The sequence below is a fragment of the Christiangramia sabulilitoris genome (genome assembly GCF_007050985.1).
Classification (GTDB): Bacteria; Bacteroidota; Bacteroidia; order Flavobacteriales; family Flavobacteriaceae; genus Christiangramia; species Christiangramia sabulilitoris.
On the sequence record NZ_VHSF01000001.1, the window covers coordinates 71,568 to 96,447 of the forward strand.

26 protein-coding genes are annotated in these 24,880 nt (G+C 37.7%); 19 read left to right on the forward strand and 7 right to left on the reverse strand.

Going from position 1 to position 24,880, the window contains the following annotated elements; all coding sequences use genetic code 11:
* Nucleotides 1-16 precede the first annotated feature (16 nt).
* On the forward strand, nt 17-469 hold the full coding sequence (bcp, locus tag FGM01_RS00280) for a thioredoxin-dependent thiol peroxidase (protein ID WP_143409125.1): 453 nt from the start codon (nt 17-19) through the stop codon (nt 467-469).
* 37 nt (nt 470-506) lie between these two features.
* On the opposite strand, the gene FGM01_RS00285 is transcribed toward bcp, so the two are convergent.
* The 6 genes from FGM01_RS00285 to porX all read right to left on the reverse strand — a co-directional run bounded on the left by FGM01_RS00285 (nt 507) and on the right by porX (nt 5,211).
* Nucleotides 507-887 (reverse strand): DUF4258 domain-containing protein, encoded by a 381-nt coding sequence (locus FGM01_RS00285; protein WP_143409126.1) that lies wholly within the window; start codon nt 885-887, stop codon nt 507-509.
* Nucleotides 888-890: 3 nt separating this feature from the next.
* A complete protein-coding gene (locus tag FGM01_RS00290) occupies nt 891-2,093 on the reverse strand; it encodes an alanine dehydrogenase (protein ID WP_143409127.1) in 1,203 nt (400 codons plus the stop codon).
* Nucleotides 2,094-2,150: 57 nt separating this feature from the next.
* Entirely contained in the window at nt 2,151-2,465 is a 315-nt protein-coding gene (locus FGM01_RS14635) for a hypothetical protein (protein ID WP_243735739.1), read from the reverse strand.
* A gap of 232 nt (nt 2,466-2,697) precedes the next feature.
* Nucleotides 2,698-2,844: a hypothetical protein gene (locus FGM01_RS14475; protein ID WP_166435165.1), complete on the reverse strand. Its 147-nt coding sequence runs from the start codon at nt 2,842-2,844 to the stop codon at nt 2,698-2,700.
* A gap of 282 nt (nt 2,845-3,126) precedes the next feature.
* Entirely contained in the window at nt 3,127-3,531 is a 405-nt protein-coding gene (tsaE, locus tag FGM01_RS00300; RefSeq protein ID WP_143409129.1) for a tRNA (adenosine(37)-N6)-threonylcarbamoyltransferase complex ATPase subunit type 1 TsaE, read from the reverse strand.
* 129 nt (nt 3,532-3,660) lie between these two features.
* Nucleotides 3,661-5,211 (reverse strand): T9SS response regulator signal transducer PorX, encoded by a 1,551-nt coding sequence (porX, locus tag FGM01_RS00305; protein ID WP_143409130.1) that lies wholly within the window; start codon nt 5,209-5,211, stop codon nt 3,661-3,663.
* A 119-nt stretch (nt 5,212-5,330) separates the two neighbouring features.
* Between porX and FGM01_RS00310 the strand changes: the two genes are divergently transcribed.
* The 10 genes from FGM01_RS00310 (at nt 5,331) to sucD (ending at nt 14,770) form a co-directional block, all read left to right on the forward strand.
* Nucleotides 5,331-6,560 carry an HD domain-containing protein gene (locus tag FGM01_RS00310; RefSeq protein WP_143409131.1) on the forward strand — a complete coding sequence of 410 codons (1,230 nt, stop codon included), beginning with the start codon at nt 5,331-5,333 and terminating at the stop codon, nt 6,558-6,560.
* A gap of 24 nt (nt 6,561-6,584) precedes the next feature.
* Nucleotides 6,585-7,610 carry a UDP-3-O-(3-hydroxymyristoyl)glucosamine N-acyltransferase gene (gene lpxD / locus FGM01_RS00315; RefSeq protein WP_143409132.1) on the forward strand — a complete coding sequence of 342 codons (1,026 nt, stop codon included), beginning with the start codon at nt 6,585-6,587 and terminating at the stop codon, nt 7,608-7,610.
* Nucleotides 7,603-9,000 carry a bifunctional UDP-3-O-[3-hydroxymyristoyl] N-acetylglucosamine deacetylase/3-hydroxyacyl-ACP dehydratase gene (locus FGM01_RS00320; protein ID WP_143409133.1) on the forward strand — a complete coding sequence of 466 codons (1,398 nt, stop codon included), beginning with the start codon at nt 7,603-7,605 and terminating at the stop codon, nt 8,998-9,000. The genes lpxD and FGM01_RS00320 overlap by 8 nt, the downstream gene beginning before the upstream one ends.
* Before the next feature lie 5 nt (nt 9,001-9,005).
* Nucleotides 9,006-9,791 (forward strand): acyl-ACP--UDP-N-acetylglucosamine O-acyltransferase, encoded by a 786-nt coding sequence (gene lpxA / locus FGM01_RS00325; protein WP_143409134.1) that lies wholly within the window; start codon nt 9,006-9,008, stop codon nt 9,789-9,791.
* A gap of 8 nt (nt 9,792-9,799) precedes the next feature.
* Nucleotides 9,800-10,366 (forward strand): elongation factor P, encoded by a 567-nt coding sequence (gene efp / locus FGM01_RS00330; protein WP_143409135.1) that lies wholly within the window; start codon nt 9,800-9,802, stop codon nt 10,364-10,366.
* A gap of 10 nt (nt 10,367-10,376) precedes the next feature.
* The gene (locus FGM01_RS00335; RefSeq protein ID WP_143409136.1) at nt 10,377-11,309 is read left to right on the forward strand and encodes a UDP-3-O-(3-hydroxymyristoyl)glucosamine N-acyltransferase; all 933 of its coding nucleotides are present in this window, start codon (nt 10,377-10,379) and stop codon (nt 11,307-11,309) included.
* A gap of 3 nt (nt 11,310-11,312) precedes the next feature.
* Nucleotides 11,313-11,708 carry a nuclear transport factor 2 family protein gene (locus FGM01_RS00340; RefSeq protein ID WP_143409137.1) on the forward strand — a complete coding sequence of 132 codons (396 nt, stop codon included), beginning with the start codon at nt 11,313-11,315 and terminating at the stop codon, nt 11,706-11,708.
* Nucleotides 11,709-11,824: 116 nt separating this feature from the next.
* Nucleotides 11,825-12,190: a BlaI/MecI/CopY family transcriptional regulator gene (locus FGM01_RS00345; RefSeq protein ID WP_143409138.1), complete on the forward strand. Its 366-nt coding sequence runs from the start codon at nt 11,825-11,827 to the stop codon at nt 12,188-12,190.
* A gap of 106 nt (nt 12,191-12,296) precedes the next feature.
* Nucleotides 12,297-13,730, forward strand: coding sequence for a M56 family metallopeptidase (locus FGM01_RS00350; protein ID WP_166435166.1), 1,434 nt, complete (start codon nt 12,297-12,299; stop codon nt 13,728-13,730).
* A 164-nt stretch (nt 13,731-13,894) separates the two neighbouring features.
* Nucleotides 13,895-14,770 (forward strand): succinate--CoA ligase subunit alpha, encoded by an 876-nt coding sequence (sucD, locus tag FGM01_RS00355; protein ID WP_143409140.1) that lies wholly within the window; start codon nt 13,895-13,897, stop codon nt 14,768-14,770.
* A 68-nt stretch (nt 14,771-14,838) separates the two neighbouring features.
* Here sucD and FGM01_RS00360 read toward each other — a convergent pair whose 3' ends face one another.
* A complete protein-coding gene (locus FGM01_RS00360; RefSeq protein ID WP_143409141.1) occupies nt 14,839-15,696 on the reverse strand; it encodes a glycerophosphodiester phosphodiesterase in 858 nt (285 codons plus the stop codon).
* A gap of 189 nt (nt 15,697-15,885) precedes the next feature.
* Here FGM01_RS00360 and fabG point away from each other — a divergent pair, with 189 nt between their 5' ends.
* From fabG to hisH, 8 genes are all read left to right on the forward strand, one after another.
* Nucleotides 15,886-16,632: a 3-oxoacyl-[acyl-carrier-protein] reductase gene (gene fabG, locus FGM01_RS00365; protein WP_143409142.1), complete on the forward strand. Its 747-nt coding sequence runs from the start codon at nt 15,886-15,888 to the stop codon at nt 16,630-16,632.
* 71 nt (nt 16,633-16,703) lie between these two features.
* The gene (locus FGM01_RS00370; RefSeq protein ID WP_143409143.1) at nt 16,704-18,737 is read left to right on the forward strand and encodes a VWA domain-containing protein; all 2,034 of its coding nucleotides are present in this window, start codon (nt 16,704-16,706) and stop codon (nt 18,735-18,737) included.
* Nucleotides 18,738-18,753: 16 nt separating this feature from the next.
* Nucleotides 18,754-19,569: a prohibitin family protein gene (locus tag FGM01_RS00375; protein ID WP_143409144.1), complete on the forward strand. Its 816-nt coding sequence runs from the start codon at nt 18,754-18,756 to the stop codon at nt 19,567-19,569.
* 214 nt (nt 19,570-19,783) lie between these two features.
* On the forward strand, nt 19,784-20,647 hold the full coding sequence (gene hisG, locus FGM01_RS00380; RefSeq protein ID WP_143409145.1) for an ATP phosphoribosyltransferase: 864 nt from the start codon (nt 19,784-19,786) through the stop codon (nt 20,645-20,647).
* Between the two features lie 21 nt (nt 20,648-20,668).
* The gene (hisD, locus tag FGM01_RS00385) at nt 20,669-21,952 is read left to right on the forward strand and encodes a histidinol dehydrogenase (protein WP_143409146.1); all 1,284 of its coding nucleotides are present in this window, start codon (nt 20,669-20,671) and stop codon (nt 21,950-21,952) included.
* Nucleotide 21,953: 1 nt separating this feature from the next.
* Nucleotides 21,954-23,006 (forward strand): histidinol-phosphate transaminase, encoded by a 1,053-nt coding sequence (hisC, locus tag FGM01_RS00390; RefSeq protein ID WP_143409147.1) that lies wholly within the window; start codon nt 21,954-21,956, stop codon nt 23,004-23,006.
* Nucleotides 22,999-24,138, forward strand: a complete 1,140-nt coding sequence (gene hisB / locus FGM01_RS00395; protein WP_143409148.1) for a bifunctional histidinol-phosphatase/imidazoleglycerol-phosphate dehydratase HisB — start codon at nt 22,999-23,001, stop codon at nt 24,136-24,138. Before hisC ends, hisB begins: the two co-directional genes overlap by 8 nt.
* Nucleotides 24,138-24,746, forward strand: a complete 609-nt coding sequence (gene hisH / locus FGM01_RS00400; protein ID WP_143409149.1) for an imidazole glycerol phosphate synthase subunit HisH — start codon at nt 24,138-24,140, stop codon at nt 24,744-24,746. The genes hisB and hisH overlap by 1 nt, the downstream gene beginning before the upstream one ends.
* Nucleotides 24,747-24,880: the final 134 nt, after the last annotated feature.

Below are 24,880 nucleotides of genomic sequence, written 5' to 3' on the forward strand. Positions count from 1 at the left end.
GGCAAAAGTAATAATTATGACAACATTGAAGGAAGGGGATAAGGCTCCCGATTTTAAAGCCGAAGACCAGGATGGAAATGAGATCAAATTATCTGACTATAAAGGAAAGAAGCTGGTTCTTTTTTTCTACCCCAAGGCAAGCACTCCCGGCTGCACTGCAGAAGCTTGTAATTTAAGCGATAATTATGATGTTATGAAAGCTAAAGGATATGAGATCCTTGGGGTGAGTGCCGATTCCAAAAAGAGACAACAAAATTTTAAAAATAAATACGACTTTAAATATCCTTTACTTGCAGATGAAGAGAAAGAGGTAATAAATGCCTATGGCGTATGGGGTCCAAAAAAGTTCATGGGGAAAGAATATGATGGGATTCATAGAACCACCTTTATCATAAATGAAGAAGGCAAGATAGAAGAAGTTATTAAAAAAGTTAAGACTAAAGCTCACGCGGAGCAAATTCTTGAATAACCTCTTTTTATAAGCTTAAAATTAAAAGGCGGGTGTTTTACCCGTCTTTTAATATATATGCCTGTTTTATCGTAGCGATACTATCACAATTCTCGATCTCCAGTTCTATGGTCTCTGCATTAGAACCACCGGAGATAAAATAAATATTACAAGGTGTAGCCTCTGTATCACTTTTGTTGAAATCTACATCGCCATTTTTTAATATTTCAGAAACCAGGGAAGTATCGATATTCCGGGTTTTAAAGAATTCCATTGAATTCTCAGAAAAGTTTCTTTCCTTGATCTTGATATTTTTCAGAACCCTGGCATTAGGAGAGTAATCACAGGAAGTCTTTTTACCTCCTAAAAAAAAGATAAGAATTACGATTCCAAAAAAAAGGCCTAATCCATAATAGGCCAGGCGATGAACAAACTTCATATTTTAAAAGATCAATAGGTTTATATCACGGTAAGAAAGATTAAACCAGTCTGCAATAGATTTGCTGGTTAAAATACCGTGGTAAAAATACAAACCATTGCGCAAACCCTTGTCAAATCTCAAAGTATTTTCTAAACCGCCTTCTTCTGCAATATGCAAAAGGTAAGGAGTAAAGATATTACTTATTGATAGTGAGGAGGTACGCGCGTATCTCGAAGGAATATTCGGTACACAATAATGTATCACATTGTGTTTAGTGAAAATAGGCTGATCATGAGAGGTAATTTCGCTGGTTTCCACACAACCACCCATATCGATGCTCACATCGATTATTACAGCTCCACGTTTCATGGATTGCACCATCTCTTCGGTTACTAAAATTGGCGAACGATCCTTTCCCCGTACTGCACCTATCACCACATCAGCTCTTTTAAGAGCTTTCAATAGGTTTTTAGGCTGAATGGTACTGGTGTAGAAAGTATTGCCCAAATTAGCCTGTATGTTTCTTAATTTGGTAAGTGAGCTATCAAACACCTTGACGCTTGCTCCCAGTCCCAGGGCAGATCGTGTAGCGAATTCCCCCACGGTACCTGCGCCAATAATTACGATTTCTACGGGAGGAACGCCACTTATATTCCCAAACATTAAACCGTTTCCTTCAGCATGATTGCTCATGATCTCAGATGAGATAAGCACCGACGCGGTACCGGCAATTTCACTTAAAGCTCTTACAATAGGATAGCTACCGTCATCATCTTTAATAAATTCAAATCCAAGCGCAGTAATTCTCTTCTCTGCCAGCTTCTGAAAATATTCTTTACATTGAGTTTTGATCTGTAGGGCAGATATCAATATAGTTTGCGGATTGATATATTCCAGTTCTTCGGCTGAAGGTGGTTCTATTTTTAGGATAGTAGGGCAGGAGAAGACTTTACGAGTATCTTTCGTAATCTCGGCCCCGGCATCTGAATAATCCTTATCACTAAACCTGGCCCATTTCCCGGCACCAGACTCGATCATTACCCGGTGACCGTGAGCGGTAATTGCAGCCACCGCATCTGGACTAAGACAAATTCGCTTTTCCTGGTAAGCTGTTTCTTTAGGTATTCCTATAAAAAGTTCTCCCTTACGTTTGTAGATTTCAAGGGTTTCTTCCTGTGGTATTAGTTGGTCCTTTGTAAAAGGTGAAACCTGCTGTTTTCCCATTTAAATAAGTTAAAGCAGTTAAATTACAACTAAAATTATTAACTGAAGAATTCTGGATTATAGTTTACGGTAGTAGTCTTCTATCAGGATATTGGATTGATCGATCCCGTTATCCTCATCTTCTTCCTGGAAACTTCTAACTTCCTTCATTTCCTTATCAGATATGTTTGAGAAGACGGAAATTTCTGTTTCGTCTAACTCTGAAAGGTCAATACCGTAAATACGATCGAAAACTTTGATTCGAACCAGGTATACGATTGATAGGATAAAAATAAAAAAGGGAGCCATATATATTAAATCTCCGTTATCCATGCCTATAACATGTTGGTAATAATCTTCGTAAAAGGCAGCAACCAGCTGAAAACCATACATAACTAGAGGAACCAAAATGACATGATACCACCAATGCTTGCAGGTAAAAAACCATATAATTAGTAAAAGAAGCGGTACTAATTTTGAGGTATATGTCCAGGCAGCGGTAAGGACATCTTGATAGTAGTTACTCTCATATGTAAAAAAAGAAGTTTCCCAAACACGAGTGCTTGGGAAAATTTCATATAGATAAAATAAATAAGGACTAAAAGCGATACAAATCGCAATTATACTACCCGTGAGTAGGAACCCTGATGAGCCTCCTGTCGACAGCTTGCTTTTTAATTTCATCTTTATTAGTATCGTCGTTAGAACTTGAAGTTACAAAAAAACTAGCTCCAAATATTGCTGCTGCGAAAAGTACTGCTTTAAGTTTCATAATTATAGGTTTTAAGGTTTGTTATTTCGTTCTGTTTTCTGAAACAAACATATAACAACTTAAAATCCTGTAGGTTAAAACATTAGTCGTACCTTTGCGCTTTTTTTTTGGCCAAAAAATTGGCTAAAAATCGCGAAATAAACTTTAAATATGTTAGGTTAAATTTATTTATAAATCGTTCAATGAATATATTTTTTAAAATTGACTTTATAAAACAATTGTAAAAGTAAAAATTTTCTTACAAGCAAGTTTTGCGGCTAAATTTCTTCAAATTTAACTTTGTTAACAAAACTTTAACGTTCTTCTGTCCTCAGAATCTACCTTAATTGACAATTTTTGGGTGTTTTCCCCCAGTAAATTTTCAATTTTTTCCGGCCATTCTATCAAATTCCACGAACCTGAGTCCAGGTAATCTTCAATACCCATATCTAAAGCTTCTGTTTCCTCTTCGATTCTGTAAAAATCGAAATGATAAACAGATCCCTGGTCTGACTCGTAATGATTAACTAATGAAAATGTTGGACTGGAAGCAATATCAGCTACGCCTAGTGCTTTGACAAGCTCCTTAATAAGAGTCGTCTTGCCGGCACCCATTTCGCCGTAGAAAAGCAAAGTTTTGCTTTTGGTATTACTTAGAATGTAATCTACAGCTACATCCAGTTCGTGAAGTTGATAGGTTAACTCCATATGTTCAATAAATCAGATTTGGGATTGTAAAGATATATAAAAATTGGATAAACTACCACACTTGCCTGAAAATCAGAGGGGTATATCTTTTTAAAGTGTCTTTCACCGATAAAAAATGCCTTTTATCGGTTATTTAGGATTAAGGACTACAAAGGGTATTACAACTTCTTCCAGGGAAACGCCTCCATGTTGATAGGTATTCTTATAGTAACCAACGTAGTGATTATAGTTATTAGGATAAGCAAAGAAAAGATCTTCTTTGGCGAATATATAAGAACTACTCATGTTAATAGTGGGAAGATATACCGATTTTGGGTCTTCGATCGCCAGTACATCCTTTTTATCATAGGTAAGGCTCTTGCCTGTCTTATATCTCAGGTTTAAACTTGTATTCTTATCACCAATCACTTTAGATGGATTCTTTACGTTGATTGTTCCATGATCTGTGGTTATAATCAATTTAAATCCAGATTGCTGTGCTTTTTGTATGATCTCTAATAATGGTGAATTCTTAAACCAGCTCTGAGTCAGGCTCCGGTAAGATTTATCATTGGAGGCCAGTTCCTTTATCACCTCCATTTCGGTTTTTGAATGCGAAAGCATATCCACGAAGTTGTATACAATTACCGTCAGGTCATTGGCTTTCTGGGTCTTGAAATTGTCAACAAGTTTTCTTCCAGCCTTTAAACTGCTAATCTTATGGTATTCATATTTAAGATCTTCTCCCAATCTTTTTAATTGCTCCTGGAGAAATTCAGATTCATAAAGGTTCTTTCCGCCTTCTTCGGTATCATTTCTCCAGTATTTTGAAAAAAGCTTTTCCATTTCGCTGGGCATCAGCCCGGAAAATATGGCGTTTCTCGCATATTGTGTGGCCGTGGGCAGTATACTGTAATAGGTGCTCTCCTTTTCTTTTTTATAATATGGGTTTATTACCGGTTCCAGTACTTTCCATTGATCATATCTTAAATTATCCACCACAACTAACAAAGTGGGCTGATCTTTTTTCAGTTCGGGAAGGATCTTCTTTCTGAATAATGTATGGGACATAACCGGTGGTTCAGCATCTTTTTCAAACCAGCTCTGATAATTCTTTGAAATAAACTTAAAGAATTGATTATTCGCTTCCTGTTTCTGGGATTCAAGGATCTCGACCATACTGGAATCTTCAATATCTTCCAGTTGAATTTCCCAATAAACCAGCTTCTGGTATAATTCAGCCCATTCCTCATAGGAATTGATTTGAGACATTTCCATAGCGATCTTTCTGAATTCCTGTTGATAATTCGAGGTGGTTTTTTCAGAAATTAAGCGGGAGTGGTCCAGGTTCTTTTTAAGACTCAGAAGTATCTGATTTGGATTTACAGGTTTGATCAAATAATCAGCGATCTTGGAACCTATGGCTTCTTCCATAATAAATTCTTCCTCGCTTTTAGTGATCATTACTATAGGTATGGTCTCTCGCTTCTCTTTTATTTCAGCGAGCGTCTCCAAACCTGTGAGTCCGGGCATATTTTCATCCAGAAAGACTATATCAAAATTTTCACTTTCAATCTGTTCAAGGGCTTCTGTACCACTTTTACAGGTGCTAACATCATAATTCCGGGATTCTAAAAACATGATATGTGGTTTCAATAAATCTATCTCATCGTCTACCCATAAAATTTTGATGTTGTCCATATAGTCTTTTTGAATTGGATTTTAAATAACTAAGCTTGCGGTCATGCACTAAAAATACTGGGTTTACCACAGCTCGTTACATATATGTATATTTGTTTTGAATTTTAGAAAAATAAAGCTTGGCTTCACAAACTAAACTCAAAATATTAAACGATCCAATTTACGGTTTTATTACCATCCCGAATGAGCGGATCTTTAAAATAATTGAACATCCTTATTTCCAAAGATTACGACGCATCTCTCAAATGGGGATGTCATATCTCGTTTATCCAGGTGCTCATCACACCAGGTTTCATCATGCCCTGGGCTGTGTGCATTTAATGCAAAAGGCGGTGAGGGTGCTTCGTTATAAAGGAGTTAAGATTTCAGACAAAGAAGAAGAGGCGCTGTTAATTGCGATCCTGATGCATGATATTGGCCATGGTCCTTTTAGCCATGCAATGGAACATAGCCTTGTAGAGGGGGTAGATCACGAGACCATATCGTTGCTTTTCATGGAAGAAATGAATGCCAACTTTAACCAAAGTTTAACTCTTGCCATTCAGATCTTCAAAGGTTCTTATGAGCGCAAATTTATGAATCAGCTTATATCCAGCCAGATGGATATGGACAGACTGGACTATTTAAAAAGAGATAGTTTTTATACCGGTTCGGTAGAAGGTAATATTAATAGTGAACGTTTGATCACCATGTTGAATGTGGTGAATGATGAGCTGGTGGTAGAAGAAAAAGGAATCTATTCTGTAGAGAAATTTTTAATTGGACGCAGGTTAATGTACTGGCAGGTTTATCTTCACAAAACCAGTTTAGTGGCAGAACAGCTTTTAATTCGGGTCCTTATCAGAGCCAAAGAGTTGATAGGTGAGGGGAAGAGGCTTCATGCCAGTGGCTCGTTGATGTATTTCCTTGAAAATAAAATTACCAGGGAGGATTTTGATTCTAAAACCCTGGATATGTTTTCAAGACTAGACGATAATGATGTGCTGTCTGCCATGAAAGAATGGATGTATTCTGATGATTTCGTGCTAAGCAATCTTTGTGAGATGATCATTAACCGAAACCTCTTAAAGGTAAAAATTAAAAAGAACAAACCCGCTAAAGAGAAACTGGAGAAACGTTCAAAGGCCCTGCAGAATAAATATGGTATTTCAGAGAAAGAGGCATCTTATTTTGTATTTGAAGGTGAGATTGCAAACCTGGCATACAAAAGAGAAAACGATAATATTAACATCCTGCATAAGAACGGTAAGATCAATGATGTAGTTAAGGTATCTGATCAGTTTAATCTGAAAGCGCTTACAAATACCGTCACGAAATACTATATGTGTTATCCAAAAGTTAAAGATTAACGCATTTTTTTTACTTTTGCCAGAATGAAGTTTACTGCAGAGCAAATAGCCGAAATATTAGAAGGTAAGGTCGAAGGCAATCCTGAGACAGAAGTTTCAGAACTAGCCAAGATCGAAGAAGGGTCTGAAGGTTCACTTACTTTTCTAAGTAATCCTAAATATACTTCCTTTCTATATACCACCAATGCATCGATCACTATCATCAATGATGATTTTGAAATTGATCAACCGGTAAATACCACCCTGATTAAGGTAAAAGATGCTTATAAGGCGTTTTCAACCTTGCTGGAATACTACAATCAGATTAAACTAAACAAATCTGGTATTGAAAATCCAAGTCATATATCAGAATCTGCAAAATATGGTGAAGGTCTTTACCTGGGTTCGTTTTCATATATCGGTGAAAATGTAAAAATAGGAGAGAATGTAAAAATTTATCCTAATGCTTACATTGGAGATAATGTAAAAATAGGTGATAATGTGACCATCTTTGCTGGAGTGAAAATATATTCTGAAAGTCTTATAGGTAATCACGTGACCATTCATAGCGGGGCGGTAATAGGCGCCGACGGATTTGGATTTAGTCCCGGTGAAACTGGTGAATACAGTAAAGTGCCGCAAATAGGAAATGTGGTCATAGAAGATCATGTGGATATTGGTGCTTCAACTTCTATAGACCGGGCTACTTTAGGCTCGACTATCATCAGGAAAGGTGTAAAACTGGATAATCATATACAAATCGCCCATAATGTTGAAATTGGCGAGAATACAGCAATTGCTGCTCAAACAGGTATAGCTGGTTCTACCAAGATTGGTAAAAATTGTCTTATAGGAGGACAGGTGGGTATTGCCGGGCATCTTAATATAGGGAACCGTGTAAAGATCCAGGCCCAGTCTGGAATAGGACGTGACATAAAAGATGACGAAATGTTGCAGGGTTCTCCTGCCATAGGCTATAGTGATTATAATAAGTCCTATATACATTTTAAAAATCTTCCCAAAACCATGAACATAATTAACCAATTAGAAAAAAAGATTAATAATGGCTGATAATATTTCGAAACAAAGAACCATTCGAGAGGCGGTATCTCTTGAGGGTGTTGGCCTGCATACGGGTAAAGAGGTTAAACTAACCTTTAAACCCGCTCCGGAAAATACAGGTTACGTGTTTAGGAGGATAGATCTGGAAGGAAATCCAGAGGTAGAAGCAGATGTAACTTATGTAGTTAATACACAAAGAGGGACTAATCTGGATAAGAATGGTGTGACTATTCAAACTTCAGAACATGTTCTTGCAGCCTGTGTAGGACTGGAAATAGATAATCTGTATATTGAATTGAATGCCTCAGAACCACCTATTATGGATGGTTCATCCAAATTTTTTGTGGAAGCCCTTGAAAAGGCGGGAACAGTGGAGCAGGAAGCTGACAGGGAAGAATATGTGGTAAGTGAAGTGATTTGTTACCGTGATGATAATGGTAGTGAAATTATAGCCATGCCTGCAGATGAATATCAGGTTACTACTATGGTGGATTTTGGTACCAAAGTACTCGGAACTCAAAATGCCTCGATTGAGCATCTTTCAGAATTTAAAACAGAAATTGCAGATTCCAGAACTTTTAGTTTTTTACACGAGATCGAAACTTTACTGGAACATGGCCTTATTAAAGGCGGTGATCTAAATAATGCCATTGTTTACGTAGATAAGGAAATAAGTGAAGAAACCTTAAAGAAACTCAGGGTTGCATTTAATCGTGAGGAGATTGCCGTAAAACCTAATGGTATCCTTGATAATTTGAACCTGCATTATCCTAACGAAGCGGCCAGGCATAAATTACTGGACGTTTTAGGTGATCTGGCGCTGATTGGTACCAGAATTAAAGGTAAAATTATTGCTACCAAACCGGGACATCACGTAAATACAGAGTTTGCCAAAAAGCTTTCGAAGATTATCAAGGCAGAAAAAAGAAATAATGTACCTAAGATCGACCTTTCACAGCCGCCACTTATGGATGTGAATGATATTATGGATACATTGCCGCACAGATCTCCATTTTTATTGGTAGATAAGATCTATGAGTTAACAGATTCGCATGTGATTGGAATGAAGAATGTGACGATGAATGAGCCGTTCTTCGTGGGGCATTTTCCGGGCAAACCGGTTATGCCTGGAGTGTTGCAGGTAGAAGCGATGGCGCAGACAGGTGGTATACTTGCGTTGAAATCTGTACCAGATCCTGAAAACTATCTTACATTTTTTATGAAGATCGATAATGTGAGGTTTAAGAGACAGGTAGTACCAGGAGATACGTTAATATTCAAATTAGAATTACTGGCCCCGATTAGGAGAGGTATTTGCCAGATGCAGGGATATGCCTATGTAAATGGTCAACTGGCCACAGAAGCCGTTTTAATGGCACAAATAGTTAAATCAAAATAAATAAAATGAACCAACCCTTAGCATATGTACATCCGGGAGCGAAAATTGCCAAAAATGTGGTGATCGAACCTTTCGCGACGATACATAATAACGTAGTGATTGGAGAAGGTACCTGGATTGGTTCCAATGTTTGTATAATGGAAGGTGCCCGTATCGGTAAGAACTGTAGCATCTTTCCGGGCGCAGTGATATCTGCGGTTCCGCAGGATAAAAAATTTAATGATGAAGATACGCTTACCGTGATTGGTGATAATACCACCATCAGGGAGTGTGTGACTATCAACAGAGGAACTACAGATAGAATGAAAACGGTAATTGGGAACAATTGCTGGATCATGGCTTATTGCCACATCGCTCATGATTGTATTGTAGGGGATAATTGTATTTTTTCAAATAACAGTACTCTTGCGGGTCATATTAATGTAGGAGATCATGTGATCCTTGCAGGTATGGCCGCAATTCAACAGTTTTGCAGTATTGGTAATCATGCTTTTGTCACCGGGGGATCTCTGGTGAGAAAAGATGTTCCTCCGTTTGTAAAAGCAGGACGTGAACCTTTAAGTTATGTGGGTATTAATTCCATTGGTTTACGTAGAAGAGGTTTTACAACCGAAAAGATCAGGGAGATTCAGGATATTTACAGAATATTGTACCAGAAAAATTATAACAACTCCCAGGCAGTAGCTATTATTGAAGCTGAAATGCAGGCTACCGCAGAAAGAGATGAAATATTAGAATTTATTAAAAACTCACAAAGAGGTATCATGAAAGGATACTTCAGTTCAAATTAAAAAATAGAATGGCATCAACTAGCGATATTAGAAACGGACTTTGCATTAGGTATAATCATGATATTTATAAGATCGTGGAATTCCTTCATGTTAAACCGGGTAAAGGTCCTGCATTTGTAAGAACTAAATTAAAAAGTGTTACGACAGGAAAAGTTCTTGACAATACTTTTTCGGCTGGTCATAAGATCGAAGATATTAGGGTGGAAACTCACAAGTTTCAGTTCCTTTATGAAGATGGTGAATTCTGGCACTTCATGAATGTAGAGGATTATACGCAAATAAGACTTACTGAAAGTGCCCTGGATATGCCTAAGCTTTTAAAAGAGGGGGAAGTAGTTACAATCCTTATCAATACCGAGGATAATATGCCACTTTCTGTAGATATGCCTGCCAGTGTAGTTCTTGAAGTTACTCATACCGAGCCGGGGGTAAAGGGAAACACGGCTACCAACGCCACGAAACCTGCTACTGTTGAAACAGGTTACGAGGTAAATGTTCCCCTGTTTATAAACGAGGGAGATAAGATCAGGATCGAAACTGATAAGGGAACTTATAAGGAAAGAATTAAAGAATAATCTGCCTTAAATGAAATTTCCCCGCCAATATTCTTTAAAGGAGATTGCCAGCCTGGTCGACTGTAAATTTGTAGGAGATCAAGATTTTCCTGTCCAGGGAATGAATGAAATACATGTGGTAACTCCCGGAGATATAGTGTTTGTAGATCATCCTAAATACTATGAGAAGGCATTAGGGTCTGCTGCGACGATCATTTTAATTAATAAAGAAGTAGCATGTCCTGATGGTAAGGCGTTATTGATTTCAGATGATCCTTTCCGTGATTTTAATAAACTCACCAGGCATTTTAAACCTTTTCAGGTGACGCTGAAATCTATTTCTGAATCTGCAGAAATAGGGGAGGGTACGGTCATCCAGCCAAACGCGGTGATAGGGAATAATGTGAAGATCGGAAAGAACTGCCTTATACATGCCAATGTGAATATTGGAGACGATTGTATTATTGGAGATAATGTAATAATCCATGCAGGAACTGTTCTCGGGGCAGATGCTTTTTACTATAAAAAGCGGGAAGAAGGTTTTGATAAATTGCTTTCCGGAGGTAGGGTAGTCATAAAAGATAATGTTGAAATTGGCTCTAATTGTTCGATAGACCGCGGGGTAACCGGCGATACGACCATTGGAAAAGGCTCAAAACTTGACAATCTTATTCAGATAGGACATGATACTGTGATAGGTGAAAAATGTTTAATAGCTTCGCAAGTAGGTATTGCAGGTTGTGTAGTTGTGGAAAACGAGGTAACTATATGGGGACAGGTAGGAATTAGAAGCGATGTGACCATTGCTACCGGAACGGTATTGATGGCTCAATGTGGAGTATCCAAAGATACCAGTCCAAATACCACTTATTGGGGAACACCGTTTGGTGAGGTTAGAACTAAGTTGAAAGAGTACGCGGCAGTCAAGCAACTGCCCGGGATTATAAAAAATATAAATAAGTAAGATATGGGTTTAAGAACAAAGGAAATTGTTAGAAAATTCTATGAATCCAATTTCTATAAGGATGAAAGTGTTTTGAGAAGTTATTTGCATCCTGATGTTGAACTTTCCTGGTATGGTACTACCGGTCTTAGAAAACTTGACCTGGAGGGTATCGCTCAAATTAGTGAAAAACTTGCTGAGTCCTACGAATCTCTTCGCGCAGCGGTAGATAAAGTTATCGCAAAAAGCGGTAATGCAGCTATTCATTTTACTTATTATGTTAGAACTATTGAAAATCCTGATGAAGAAATGCCCCTTGGACATTTTATTGCCATGTGGGAATTGAAGGATGGGAAACTTTATAAAGGAGTTCAAATAAGTCAGCTGGGTGAGGAAATTGACGATAATCCCTGGTCTTAATAAAAAATAATCAATGCGCCCTTAACTTAGTTGTTAAGGGTTTTTTTATTTTTTTTGCATTCTACATTTGTAGAATAAATATTTTAATTCTACATTTGTAGAGTAAAACAGAATTGATGGAATTATCTAATGCAGAAGAACAGTTAATGCAGATTCTTTGGAGAAAGGAAACGGCTTATATGAAGGAGCTGCTGGAGGCATACCCTGACCCCAAGCCGGCCCTTACCACGGTTGCAACTTTATTGAAGCGTATGCAGGATAAAAACTTTGTGGATTATATTCAAAAAGGCAGGTCACGGGAATATTTCCCGAAAGTTTCGAAAAAGAAATATTTTTCCAAACAAATGAATGGAATGATTAAAAATTTCTTCAACGATTCTACGGCACAATTTGCTTCATTTTTCACCACTGAATCAGACCTGAGTGAGAAGGAATTAAGAGAGCTTAGAGAGCTAATAGATAGGCAATTAAAGAACAAATAAGATGTGGGAATATATTATAAAATCGGGATTGTGTCTATTTGTTTTGTACAGCTTTTACAGATTTTTCCTGGAAGATGAGCAATTCAATTTTTTCAAAAGGTTTTATTTGCTCGCAATCCTTTTAATTTCCTTCATTTTACCTCTTATAAGTTTTAGCTACACCGTGGAAGTTTACCAGGAGTCTTTACCTTTTTCAGAGAATTTTGCATTATCTCCTGATAACCTTACCAATTCTGCTGAAAAGAACATTTCTTATAACTGGATCCTGTTGGCCTATTTGCTGGGATTAATAATTTTTGCAGGTAGGTTTATCAGTAATTTAAAATCCATGTTTCAGGAGATCAATGAAAATGATAAGTATGACCAGGGACATTATATTCTGGTTTTAATGAAGAAGAAGTTAAGTCCCTATTCATTCCTTAAATATATCTTTCTGAATAAAAAAGAATTTCAAAATAAGGAAATTTCAAATGCGATAATAGAACATGAGAAGATTCACGTAGACCAGAAACATTCCCTGGACCTATTATTCATTGAATTTCTCCAGATTATCTTCTGGTTCAATCCTGTATTCATCTGGATAAAACGATCCATAAAATTAAACCATGAATATCTGGCAGACCATGCAGTGATAAAAAACAACATGAGTGCGCTGCAATACTCGAAAATCTTATGCAATTATAGTTCGGGACACTATCATAATACCTTATCAAGTCCCATGAGTCAATCATTAATCAAAAAACGAATACTTATGATTTCAAAAACGTTCTCTTTCAAAAAAATGCTTCTTAAGTTAAGCATGTTAATTCCTGTACTTGCAATTTGTGTGTATTTCTTCAATAATGAAATAAAAGCAAATACAGTTTTGGTAACAGATACTCAAAATGCTCACTTTAGAGAAGCATTTATTCAGGATAATAATACATTATCGGTAAAGATTGAAGAAAGTTCACTGTATATAAATGGTAAGGAAATAAAGGTGGCAGGACTTCAGGAGCACTTAGATAATTTGATGGACAAAAAGAGCGATGACGAAGTTCGGGAAATGGGTTTAAAAGTAAAAATGATCAATCCTGAAGAAGGATTTGTCGAAAAAGTCAATAAAGCCTTCGGTAATAGTAGAATTGCGAAGATCTCGGGCATTGCAATATTACCTCCGCCACCTCCGATGCCGGCAGAACCTGGATCAGCTCCAAAACCTCCAAAGGCTCCGAAGGCACCTAAAGCAGGTAAGACAGCAAAAGGTTCCGCTAATGTAGATTCAGAAAGAGTCATGGAAATTGAAGTGATTGAGGAAGATGGAGAGAAAAAGACCGTTAAAAAGGAAATAATAAAAGTCAAAGGTGATTCTCCGGCTCCACCACCGAATCCATCCGAGGAAATAGATAAGATTCAGTCAGCAGGAGGAAGCTTCTACTATAATGACAAGAAGATCAGCGCTGCTAAGGCCAAAGAAATATTAGAAAGTAAAAATGATATAAACATTGAAGTGAAGATGATTGATGGCGGAACTCAGAAAATGAGTATTAGCGATAATTAATCCTTTCAAACAATTAGAAGATCCCGTTCCTTAAGGTTCGGGATTTTTGTTTTCTTGTCGAATTTATAGGAATTTTAAGGTTTTTTACAGCAATAATCTACAAAATGACTTTAGGGTTTATATTTAAAAACATACTTTTGTAATCCAAAATTCAAAAGACACTTATGAGCGTTTTAGTCAATAAAGATTCTAAAGTTATCGTGCAGGGTTTTACCGGTAGTGAAGGTACATTCCATGCGGAACAAATGATAGAATATGGTACAAATGTAGTTGGTGGGGTTACTCCGGGCAAAGGAGGACAAAAGCACCTTGATAAACCTGTGTTTAATACTGTATCTGATGCAGTTGAGCAAACCGGGGCAGATGTATCCATCATTTTCGTGCCGCCGGCTTTTGCTGCAGATGCGATCATGGAAGCTGCAGATGCAGGTATAAAAGTGATTATTACTATTACCGAAGGAATTCCTGTTGCCGATATGGTGAAGGCTTCAGATTATATTAAAGACCGCGACTGTAGATTAATAGGTCCTAACTGTCCTGGTGTTATTACTCCGGGTGAAGCTAAAGTTGGGATTATGCCAGGTTTTGTATTCAAAAAAGGTAAAGTAGGTATCGTTTCTAAATCCGGGACTCTTACCTATGAAGCTGCAGACCAGGTTGTAAAGCAAGGTCTTGGTATAACTACAGCTATTGGAATTGGTGGAGATCCAATTATTGGGACCACTACTAAGGAAGCTGTTGAACTGCTTATGAACGATGATGAAACTGAATGTATTGTAATGATTGGTGAGATAGGTGGTCAGTTAGAGGCTGATGCTGCTCAGTGGATCAAGGCGAATGGTAATAAGAAACCTGTTGTAGGTTTTATTGCTGGTGAGACTGCTCCTGCAGGACGTACTATGGGTCATGCCGGTGCGATCGTTGGAGGTAGCGAAGATACAGCTCAGGCTAAAAAGAAGATTCTTAAGGAAAATGGCATTCATGTTGTTGATTCTCCTGCAGAAATAGGAATGAAAGTAGCAGAAGTACTTAACTCTTAAGAGTAGAAATTTAATATTAGGATCCCTCTTTTCTTTACTGAAAGGAGGGATCTTTTATGTTATGGATTTCAGGAATGCAGGTTTTCTATCTTAAGGAATTCCAGTAATTCTTCAGGATGGTCTGTCTGAATTATATCTACTTTTTTTCTTTTGATTAATTGTCTGAAACCGGTCTTGTCTTTTTCCTGTAGCCGGTCATATTTATTGAGAGCGTTTACCCATATTTTTATTCCTTGTTCCTGAAATCCCTTTCTTAATGAGGAAGTATAAGGTTTGGGTCGAACCTGAATGATATCTATATAATTATACTTCATCACCTTTCTTATTTTCTTTTTAGTACTCACCACAGGCATTAATTTTATTGCAGGATTATACTTGTGGATCTTTGGAATAAGCTGAATATTTCTGATGCTAATTATGACAGAATCTTCCATATGATATTTCTCAATCATATCTGCCAATTTTTTAATCACGTTGAAATCCTGGATTTTAAGATCCAGATTGAGTATGATCCTGTCTTTAGATAATTTTAATACTTGCTCTAATGTTGGAATTTTTTCTGTTGTAAGCTTTCTCTGGAACAAAAGATTAAAATTTTCTATTTCCCCGAGAGAATATTCATTCACTGCGCCTTTACCGTTAGTAGTTCTGTTCAAAGTTTCGTCGTGAATCAGGACGAAAACACTGTCCCGGGTTAAGCGCAGATCAGTTTCGATAATGTCTATTCCGTTTTCAATACTAGCTTCAAAAGCACTGAGTGAATTCTCCGGATGAAAGGAATGTGAACCGCGATGGGCAACCACCAGGATAGTATCTGAGGTTGAATACAGCTCGGCAATTGTATCTTTTTCATTTGAATTAAAACAACTATAAATAGTCATTAGCATCAAAAAACCTAAAAGATGATGTAAGGTTAAATCTCTCACGGCGGTTAATTCACTTATTAATTAAACTGTATAGGCTAATGGTCTCTACAATTTACAAGTAATATGTTAAGCGCAGGAATTAAATTGCATTGCCTGGAAAAATGATAAAAGCAAGTTGGGTCTAAAATTTATTTAATGCCTTTCAGGTTTTGTTATATTTGGGTCGTCAATTAACCAAGATCATTTGATATGAAATTATTAGAAGGAAAAAATGCTATAATCACCGGGGGTAGCCGCGGGATAGGAAAAGGGATAGCCCAGGTATTTGCTAAGCATGGAGCCAACGTGGCTTTTACATATAATTCATCTTCACAATCTGCAGAGGAACTAGCAAAGGAACTGGAAGAGCAGGGTGTAAAAGCAAAAGCTTATCAATCTAACGCTGCGAGTTTTGAGGAAGCTCAGGAACTCATTAATAGTGTCGCTAGCGAATTTGGATCTATAGATATTGTTGTGAACAATGCCGGTATTACTAAAGATAACCTGCTTATGAGAATGAGCGAAGAGGATTTTGACCGGGTGATCGAAGTAAATCTAAAATCGATCTTTAATATGACCAAAGCGGTTCAGCGCACTATGCTGAAACAACGCAGCGGTAGCATCATTAATATGAGTTCTGTAGTTGGTGTAACCGGAAATGCCGGGCAGGCGAATTATGCAGCTTCCAAAGCCGGAATTATAGGTTTTTCGAAATCTATGGCTCAGGAGCTCGGTTCACGGAATATTCGAACAAATGTGATCGCTCCGGGATTCATTGAAACTGAAATGACTGCGAAGCTGGATGAGAAAACTGTGCAGGGATGGAGAGATTCAATTCCATTAAAAAGAGGAGGAAGTCCTGAAGATATTGCCAATGCTTGCGTCTACCTGGGGAGTGATCTAAGTTCTTACGTTACCGGGCAGGTAATCCATGTAGATGGAGGTATGCATACTTAAAACCTGTGTTTGATCTAAGATTGTGAATTAATTCTTTTTAATTGTTAACTTCACAATTCTAACAGATCTCGATGGAAATAAGCACAATTTTATATATAACCCTGGCACTTTTTGTAGCGCTGGGGTTTGCTTTTTTTCAGTATTTGTTCAAAAATGAGAATAAGCGAAAAAAGGATTATATATTTTTTGCTCTCAGGGCGGCCTCCGTGTTTTTAGTTTTACTGCTCCTTATAAACCCTGAAATTCGCTCGGTGGAATATGAGATCGATAAACCAGAATTAATATTACTGGCAGATAATTCCCAGTCGATTTCTTTTTTAGGGGAAGCCGAGAGACTGAAGGAAATCCCCGCTTTATTCTATGATAATGATCGCCTTCAGCAAAACTTCAATACTAAAACCATGTTTTTTGGAGAACGATTATCCCTGGATGATTCTCTGAACTTCGAGGACAGGCAAACAGATATTTATACTGCACTTACAGAAACCTCAGATCTTAACTCTCATGAAAATTCTGTAGTGGTTTTATTAACCGATGGTAACCAAAGCCAGGGTCGGGATTTTCGATATTTCAATAAAAGATCTGGCAGTGAAATTTTACCGGTTATTGTAGGAGATACCACCAGGTACAAGGATTTGAGCATTGATAAAATCAATGCCAATAAGTATGCTTTTTTGAATAACAGGTTTCCCGTAGAAATTTTCTTTAATTATTCCGGAAAAGATAATATTGAGGCTGAAGTGACTATCAAATCTGGAGAGACTATTATCTATCAGGAAAAGCTAGAGTTATCTCCCGACGTTTCCTCAGGAATAATTAGAACAGATCTGCCTGCCAGTTCCCTTGGAGTAAAAACCTATGAAGTTGAGATTCAACCTGGGAAAAGTGAAAAGAATCTTATAAATAATATTCGAAAATTTGCTGTCGAAGTTATTGATGAACGTACGTCAGTTCTAATTCTAAGCGATATTTCACATCCAGATCTGGGTGCGTTGCAGAAGTCTGTACAAAGCAATCAGCAACGATCTGCAACAATTAAATATCTTGGCGATTCAAATTTTGAAATTTCAGATTATCAATTAGTTATATTGTATCAGGTTAACAGCAAGTTTAATTCTGTGATCACAGATATTCTTGAAAATAACTACAACTTTCTCATCATTACAGGATCTAAAACAGACTGGAATTTTTTGAACAATCTGGATCTGGGCTTTAGCAAAGCTTATACCAATCAACCCCAGGAAATTTTTCCTGTATATAATCCAACCTTTAGTTCTTTTGCTTTCGAGGATATTGGCTTTGATGATTTTCCACCTTTAATAGACAAATTCGGATCGGTAAAATTTGATTCAAAAGTCTACAATGTTTTGCTTACTCAGGAATTACAAGGGGTGCAAACCGGTGAACCATTAATGGCCGTTAGCCAGCAAAATCCGAAATCTGGTTTTCTGCTTGGAGAAAATCTATGGAGATGGCGGGCGAAATCCTACCTGGATCAAAATTCCTTTAGTGAGTTTGACGATTTTTTGGGGAAGCTGATACAGAATTTAAGCGCTATAAACCGCCAGCAGCGATTAACTATTGATGCTGAGAATTTTTACTATGCAAATCAAAATGTTGTGATATCTGCCCAGTATTTTGATGAAAATTATCAGTTTGATGCCGGCAGAAATTTAAAAATCAATGTAAGAAATAACGGTACCGGAGCAGATTTCAACTCAGATTTATTATTAAAAAATAATTTTTACCAGTTCGATGGTGGTGATCTGCCGCCGGGGAATTACTCCTACAACATATCAGTTCAGGGAGAGAACCTCTCAAAATCAGGAAATTTTGAGGTGATCGATTATAACAGTGAACAGCAATTCGTTTCCTCTAATCTGTCTGGTATGCAGTCATTTGCGAGTAACAATGATACAAGGCTCTATTTCCAGGATCAGGTAGATGACTTAATTAATAGCCTGCTGGCCGATGATAAGTTTAAACCCGTTCAAAAAAGCCGTCAAAAAACAGTACCTTTGATAGACTGGTATTACCTGTTGTTTATATTGATTTCTATTCTTGCCGTTGAATGGTTTTACCGAAAATATTTAGGACTAATTTAAATTTCAATTATTATATATGGAAAGATTACCCAAGATTGGCATACCATTATTTATTGGTGTTGTCATATTAATTATTATTATCGCTAAATCTACAGTTACTATTGATTCCGGTGAGGCCGGAGTTTTATACCGAACCTTTGGTGGTGGTGTGGTTACAGATCAACCGCCATTATCTGAAGGATTTCATTTTGTGGCTCCATGGAACAAAGTATTTGTTTATGAAGTTCGTCAACAGTCTATTGATGAAGAAATGCGTGTACTTTCTTCCAATGGACTTGAGATCAGCCTGGATGCTTCAGTTTGGTTTCAACCGGAATATGATGCATTAGGAAAGCTACACCAGGAAAAAGGAGAGGCTTATATACAGCGTCTGCTTCAACCTGCGATCCGTTCGGCAACCAGAGCTGTGGTAGGTAGGTATAATCCCGAGCAACTTTATGCTAGTAAAAGAGAAGCAATACAAAAGGAGATTTTTGACGAAACAAACCTTTTACTGGAAGATCAGTATGTTCAGGTAAATGAGGTTCTTGTTAGGGATGTGTCTCTACCTTCTACCATTAAGGAAGCGATCGAAAGAAAGCTAAGACAGGAGCAGGAATCCCTGGAATATGAATTTAGATTGACCAAGGCTGAGCAGGAAGCTGAACGTCAGCGTATCGATGCTGAAGGTAAGGCAACTGCCAACCGTATTCTTAGTGAGTCCTTAACAGATAAAGTACTTAAGGAAAAAGGTATTCAGGCCACAGTAGAACTGGCTAAATCACCAAATGCAAAAGTGGTCGTTATTGGTTCTGGAGATGACGGAATGCCGATAATTTTAGGTAATAACTAATAAACAATTCTTAAAAATTAAGTTTCAGGTTTTATTTCTGATAATTTTATTTAGATTTGAACTCACAATGAGAAACTATACAGTACATCATCATCATTTTTCTTTCCACGCTCAGGCGAGGTGATTGTGATATGTTGTAACTTTAACTAAAATATCATAACCCGTTTGAGCAATCAAGCGGGTTTTTTTATTTCTAATACTACCAAACAAAATCATGAGTAAAGAAAAGTTAAGAATAGCAGTTCAGAAATCGGGTCGATTATTCGAAGACTCCATTGGAATCCTGAAAGACGCCGGGATATCTATAGATAATGGAAAAGAACAGCTTAAAGCATCTTCAAGAAATTTCCCGCTAGAAGTAATGTATCTTAGAAATGGGGACATCCCGCAGTATCTTAGAGATGGAGTGGTAGATGTTGCTATTATCGGCGAAAATGTTTTGATCGAAAAAGGTCAGGATATCATACGCGGAGAAAAGCTGGGTTTTTCAAAATGTCGCGTTTCCCTGGCGGTACCAAAATCTTTCAACTACAATAGCATTAAGGATCTGGATGGTCTAAAGATCGCTACTTCTTATCCTAATACGGTAAATGAGTTTTTAAAAGAGAAGGGGATTTCTGCCGATCTGCATATTATTAATGGATCTGTTGAGATCGCTCCAAATATTGGCCTTGCCGATGCTATTTGTGATATTGTGTCCAGCGGAAGTACCTTATTCAAGAATGGCCTGAAAGAAGTAGAAGTAATGCTGAAAAGTGAAGCAGTATTGGCTATTTCTCCTGAAATTTCTGAAGAAAGAAAGAAGATCCTGGAGAAGCTGCAATTCAGAATGAAGTCTGTGTTGAATGCAAGGACTTCTAAATACATTCTCATGAACGTTCCTAATGAGAAGCTGGAGGATGTAATAAAATTATTGCCTGGAATGAGAAGCCCAACGGTTTTACCTTTAGCGGAAGAAGGCTGGAGTTCTGTTCATACTGTAATAAATGAAGAGCGTTTTTGGGAAGTCCTTGATGAGCTTAGGGATTTTGGAGCTGAAGGAATCCTGGTTGCACCAATTGAAAAAATGGTAATTTAATAACTGCTGAATATTAAGAGTATGAATAAGATATTAAATCCGTCAAGAGCAGACTGGCCTGAGATCCTGAAAAGACCTACTCAGACGGTTGCCGATATTGAGCAAACTGTGAATCAGATCTTTGATGAGATTAGGGTTAAAGGAAATGCTGCAGTTGCAAAATATACCGAGCTGTTTGACGGTATTAAATTAGAAGATCTGAAGGTTTCAGAAGCCGAGGTTCAGAATGCTGATAAGGAAATTTCAGAAGAATTGAAGTCGGCTATTAAACTGGCGAAATCCAATATTGAAAAATTCCATGCTGCACAGAGAACCGATAAGGTAAGTGTTGAAACTACGAACGGAGTTAAATGCTGGCAGGAAAAGAAAGCGATCCAGAAAGTTGGGCTTTATATTCCCGGTGGAACCGCTCCTTTGTTCTCTTCTATATTAATGCTGGCTATTCCGGCAAGACTTGCTGGTTGTAAGGAGATCATTTTATGCACACCACCAGATAAGAATGGAAATGTGAATCCGGCAATCCTTTATGCCGCTGAACTTTGTGGGGTAACTCAAATATTCAAAATAGGAGGTATACAGGCCATTGGCGCGATGACCTTCGGAACAGTAGATGTTCCGCAAGTTTATAAGATATTCGGACCTGGAAATCAGTTTGTGACTGTTGCTAAACAACTCGCGACGAAATACCAGGTAGCTATTGATATGCCGGCAGGACCTTCAGAATTACTGGTATTTGCAGATGACTCGGCAAATGCGGCTTACGTCGCTTCAGATCTGCTAAGTCAGGCAGAACATGGTGTAGATAGCCAGGTGATCATGGTTTCGACTTCAGAAAAGCTGATAAATGCAGTTTCAGATGAGATCGAGTCGCAGGTACAGGAGTTACCCAGAAAAGCCATAGCAGATAAGGCTATAGAGAATTCCAGGTTGATCCTGGTAAGTTCAAAAGAAGAAGCCTTGGAACTCATCAATGAATATGGCCCAGAGCATTTCATTATCTGTTCTGAAGATGAAGATTATTTCGTGAAGGGTGTTGTGAATGCGGGCTCTGTATTCATAGGGAACTACACCCCTGAAAGTGCTGGAGATTACGCTTCCGGAACCAATCATACCTTGCCTACCAATGGCTACGCCAAGCAGTATAGCGGTGTAAACCTGGACAGTTTTATGAAGACCATTACCTTTCAAAAGATCACCGAAGAGGGTATTAGAGAAATTGGACCATCCATAGAATTACTAGCCGAAGCTGAAGGTTTACAGGCCCATAAGAATGCAGTAAGTCTAAGATTAAAAGACCTTAAATAAAATGCGGAATTTCGATTTAAATACACTGGTTCGGCCTAATGTTGCAGGTCTGAAGCCATATTCTTCAGCCAGGGATGAGTTTAAAACTCAGGGCGCAGAAATGATCTTTCTGGACGCTAATGAGAATCCGAATGATAATGGGTTTAACCGATACCCAGATCCGCAACAAGCTCAGGTTAAGGAAAAGCTTTCTGAAATTAAGAATGTCGCTCCGTCCAATATCTTATTAGGTAATGGGAGTGATGAAGTTCTTGATCTTATTTTCAGGGCTTTCTGTGAGCCTGGAAGAGATAATATTATATCACTTCCACCAACCTACGGCATGTATAAGGTTCTTGCAGATATCAATGATATTGAAAACAGAGAGGTTTTATTAAACCACGATTTTGAACCAGATGTTACTGCGATCTTTGAACAGGTAAGTTCCAGAACCAAGATCATTTTTCTATGTTCACCGAATAATCCTTCCGGGAATTCATTTGAAGAGAATACGATAGAAGCAATTCTTAAAAGATTTGATGGGTTAGTGGTGATCGATGAGGCTTATATAGATTTTTCAGAAAAAGATAGCTGGATAAACAGGCTGGAAGATTTTCCTAATCTAATCGTTACGCAAACTTTTTCAAAGGCTTTCGGTAAGGCAGGGATCAGGCTGGGGGTATTATATGCTTCAGAAGAAATTATCTCTGTTCTGAATAAGATCAAACCTCCTTATAATGTAAATCAACTAACTCAGAGTGAGTCTCTTGAAACTTTATTCGATCTGGATAAAATAAAATCACAAGTATTTGATATTAAGAATGAAAGAAAGCTTTTATTTAAACAATTACTTGAAGTTAATTTTGTTTCTAAAATTTACAGGTCAGACGCTAATTTTCTGTTATTGGAAGTGGATGATGCGAATAAACGCTACGATCAATTTCTTGAAAAAGGAATCGTGTTAAGGAACAGAAGCAGCCAGCCTTTGTGTGAGAATTGCCTGAGGATAACCATTGGGACCAAAGAAGAAAACAAAAAACTAATTGAAGTATTTAAAGAATTAGATAATGAATAAAGTATTATTTGTAGATCGTGACGGGACATTGATCCATGAACCTGAAGATTATCAAATCGACAGTCTGGATAAATTAGAGTTTTATCCCGATGTTTTTACCTACCTGGGTAAGATCGCCAAAGAGCTGGATTATGAGATCGTAATGGTGACCAATCAGGACGGATTGGGAACTGATAGTTTTCCGGAAAGCGATTTCTGGCCAATTCAGAATTTCATTATCAAAACTTTTAAGAATGAAGGCATTGAGTTTAGTGATGTTTTGATAGACAGAACCTTTGCGAAAGAAAATGCTCCTACCAGGAAACCTAATACCGGTTTGCTGGAAAGAAAATTTATGGATAACGCAGATTATGACCTTAAGAATTCTTTTATGGTAGGCGACCGACTAACAGATATTGAATTCGCCATGAACTTTGGTGGTCAGGGAATTTTCATTGATAATCATGAAGGCCTTGGTGCAGATGAAGTGGAAAATGATAAATCTGAAGTTGAGGATAGAATTGCTTTAAAAACCGATTCCTGGAAAGAGATCTATGAATTTCTGAAACTACAGGATAGAACGGCATCTATCGAGAGAAAGACCAACGAAACAGATATTAAGATCGAATTGAACCTCGATGGAACCGGAAAAAGCGATATAAGCACCGGTATCGACTTTTTTGACCATATGCTTGATCAGTTAGCCCGTCATGGACAGATGGACCTTAAAATCGCTGTAAAAGGTGATCTGGAGGTAGATGAGCATCATACTATCGAAGATACCGCGATTGCGTTGGGAGAAGTCTTTAGTAAAGCGCTAGGAAATAAGCTGGGTATTGAGCGATATGGATTCTGTTTACCTATGGACGATTGTCTTTCACAGGTCGCCATTGATTTTGGCGGAAGGAACTGGCTGGTTTGGGAAGCAGATTTCAACAGGGAAATGATTGGTAAGATGCCTACAGAAATGTTCTATCATTTCTTTAAATCCTTTACCGATGGCGCTAAAGCAAATTTGAATATTAAAGCGGAAGGTAAAAATGAGCACCATAAGATAGAAGCTATTTTTAAAGCCTTTGCGAAAGCTATAAAAATGGCGGTTAAAAGAGACACCGAAAAAATGATCTTACCATCTACAAAAGGAATGCTTTAATGAAAATAGTAATTATAGATTACGGAGCCGGGAATATCCAAAGTATCAAATTCGCAATAAAACGACTTGGATACGAGGCGGATCTTAGCAGCGATGCTGAGGAAATCCGGAATGCCGATAAAGTTATATTTCCGGGAGTAGGCGAAGCTGGAAGTGCCATGAGAATGCTACGATCAACTGGCCTGGATAAGGTAATACCAACGTTGAAACATCCTGTTCTGGGTATCTGTTTGGGAATGCAGTTAATGTGCAACTATTCCGAAGAAGGGGATACAAAAGGGCTGGGGATTTTTGATGCTGATGTAAAACGTTTTGATAATTCGGTAAAAGTCCCACAGATTGGATGGAACCAGATCACAAATCTTGATTCACATCTTTTCGATCATGTTGAAAACGGCGAATACGTTTACCTTGTACATAGCTATTACGTTCCTGAGTGTGCAGATGAAATTGCCAGAACTGAGTATGGTGTAAACTATTCTACGGCATTACATCGGGGTAATTTCTACGGAGTCCAGTTTCACCCTGAAAAAAGCAGCAAAACAGGCGAGCAGATACTAAAGAATTTCTTGAAATTGGAGCTGCGAACGAAGAGCGACGAAGTTTGAAATATGAATTATTGAAAATGAAATTTAGTGTAGTTAAAATATACTAAATATAGCACGTCATTTTGAACTTGTTTCAGAATCTCAGAATTCCGTAAATCATTATAGTAAAAAAAGTCCTGAATTAAATTCAGGGA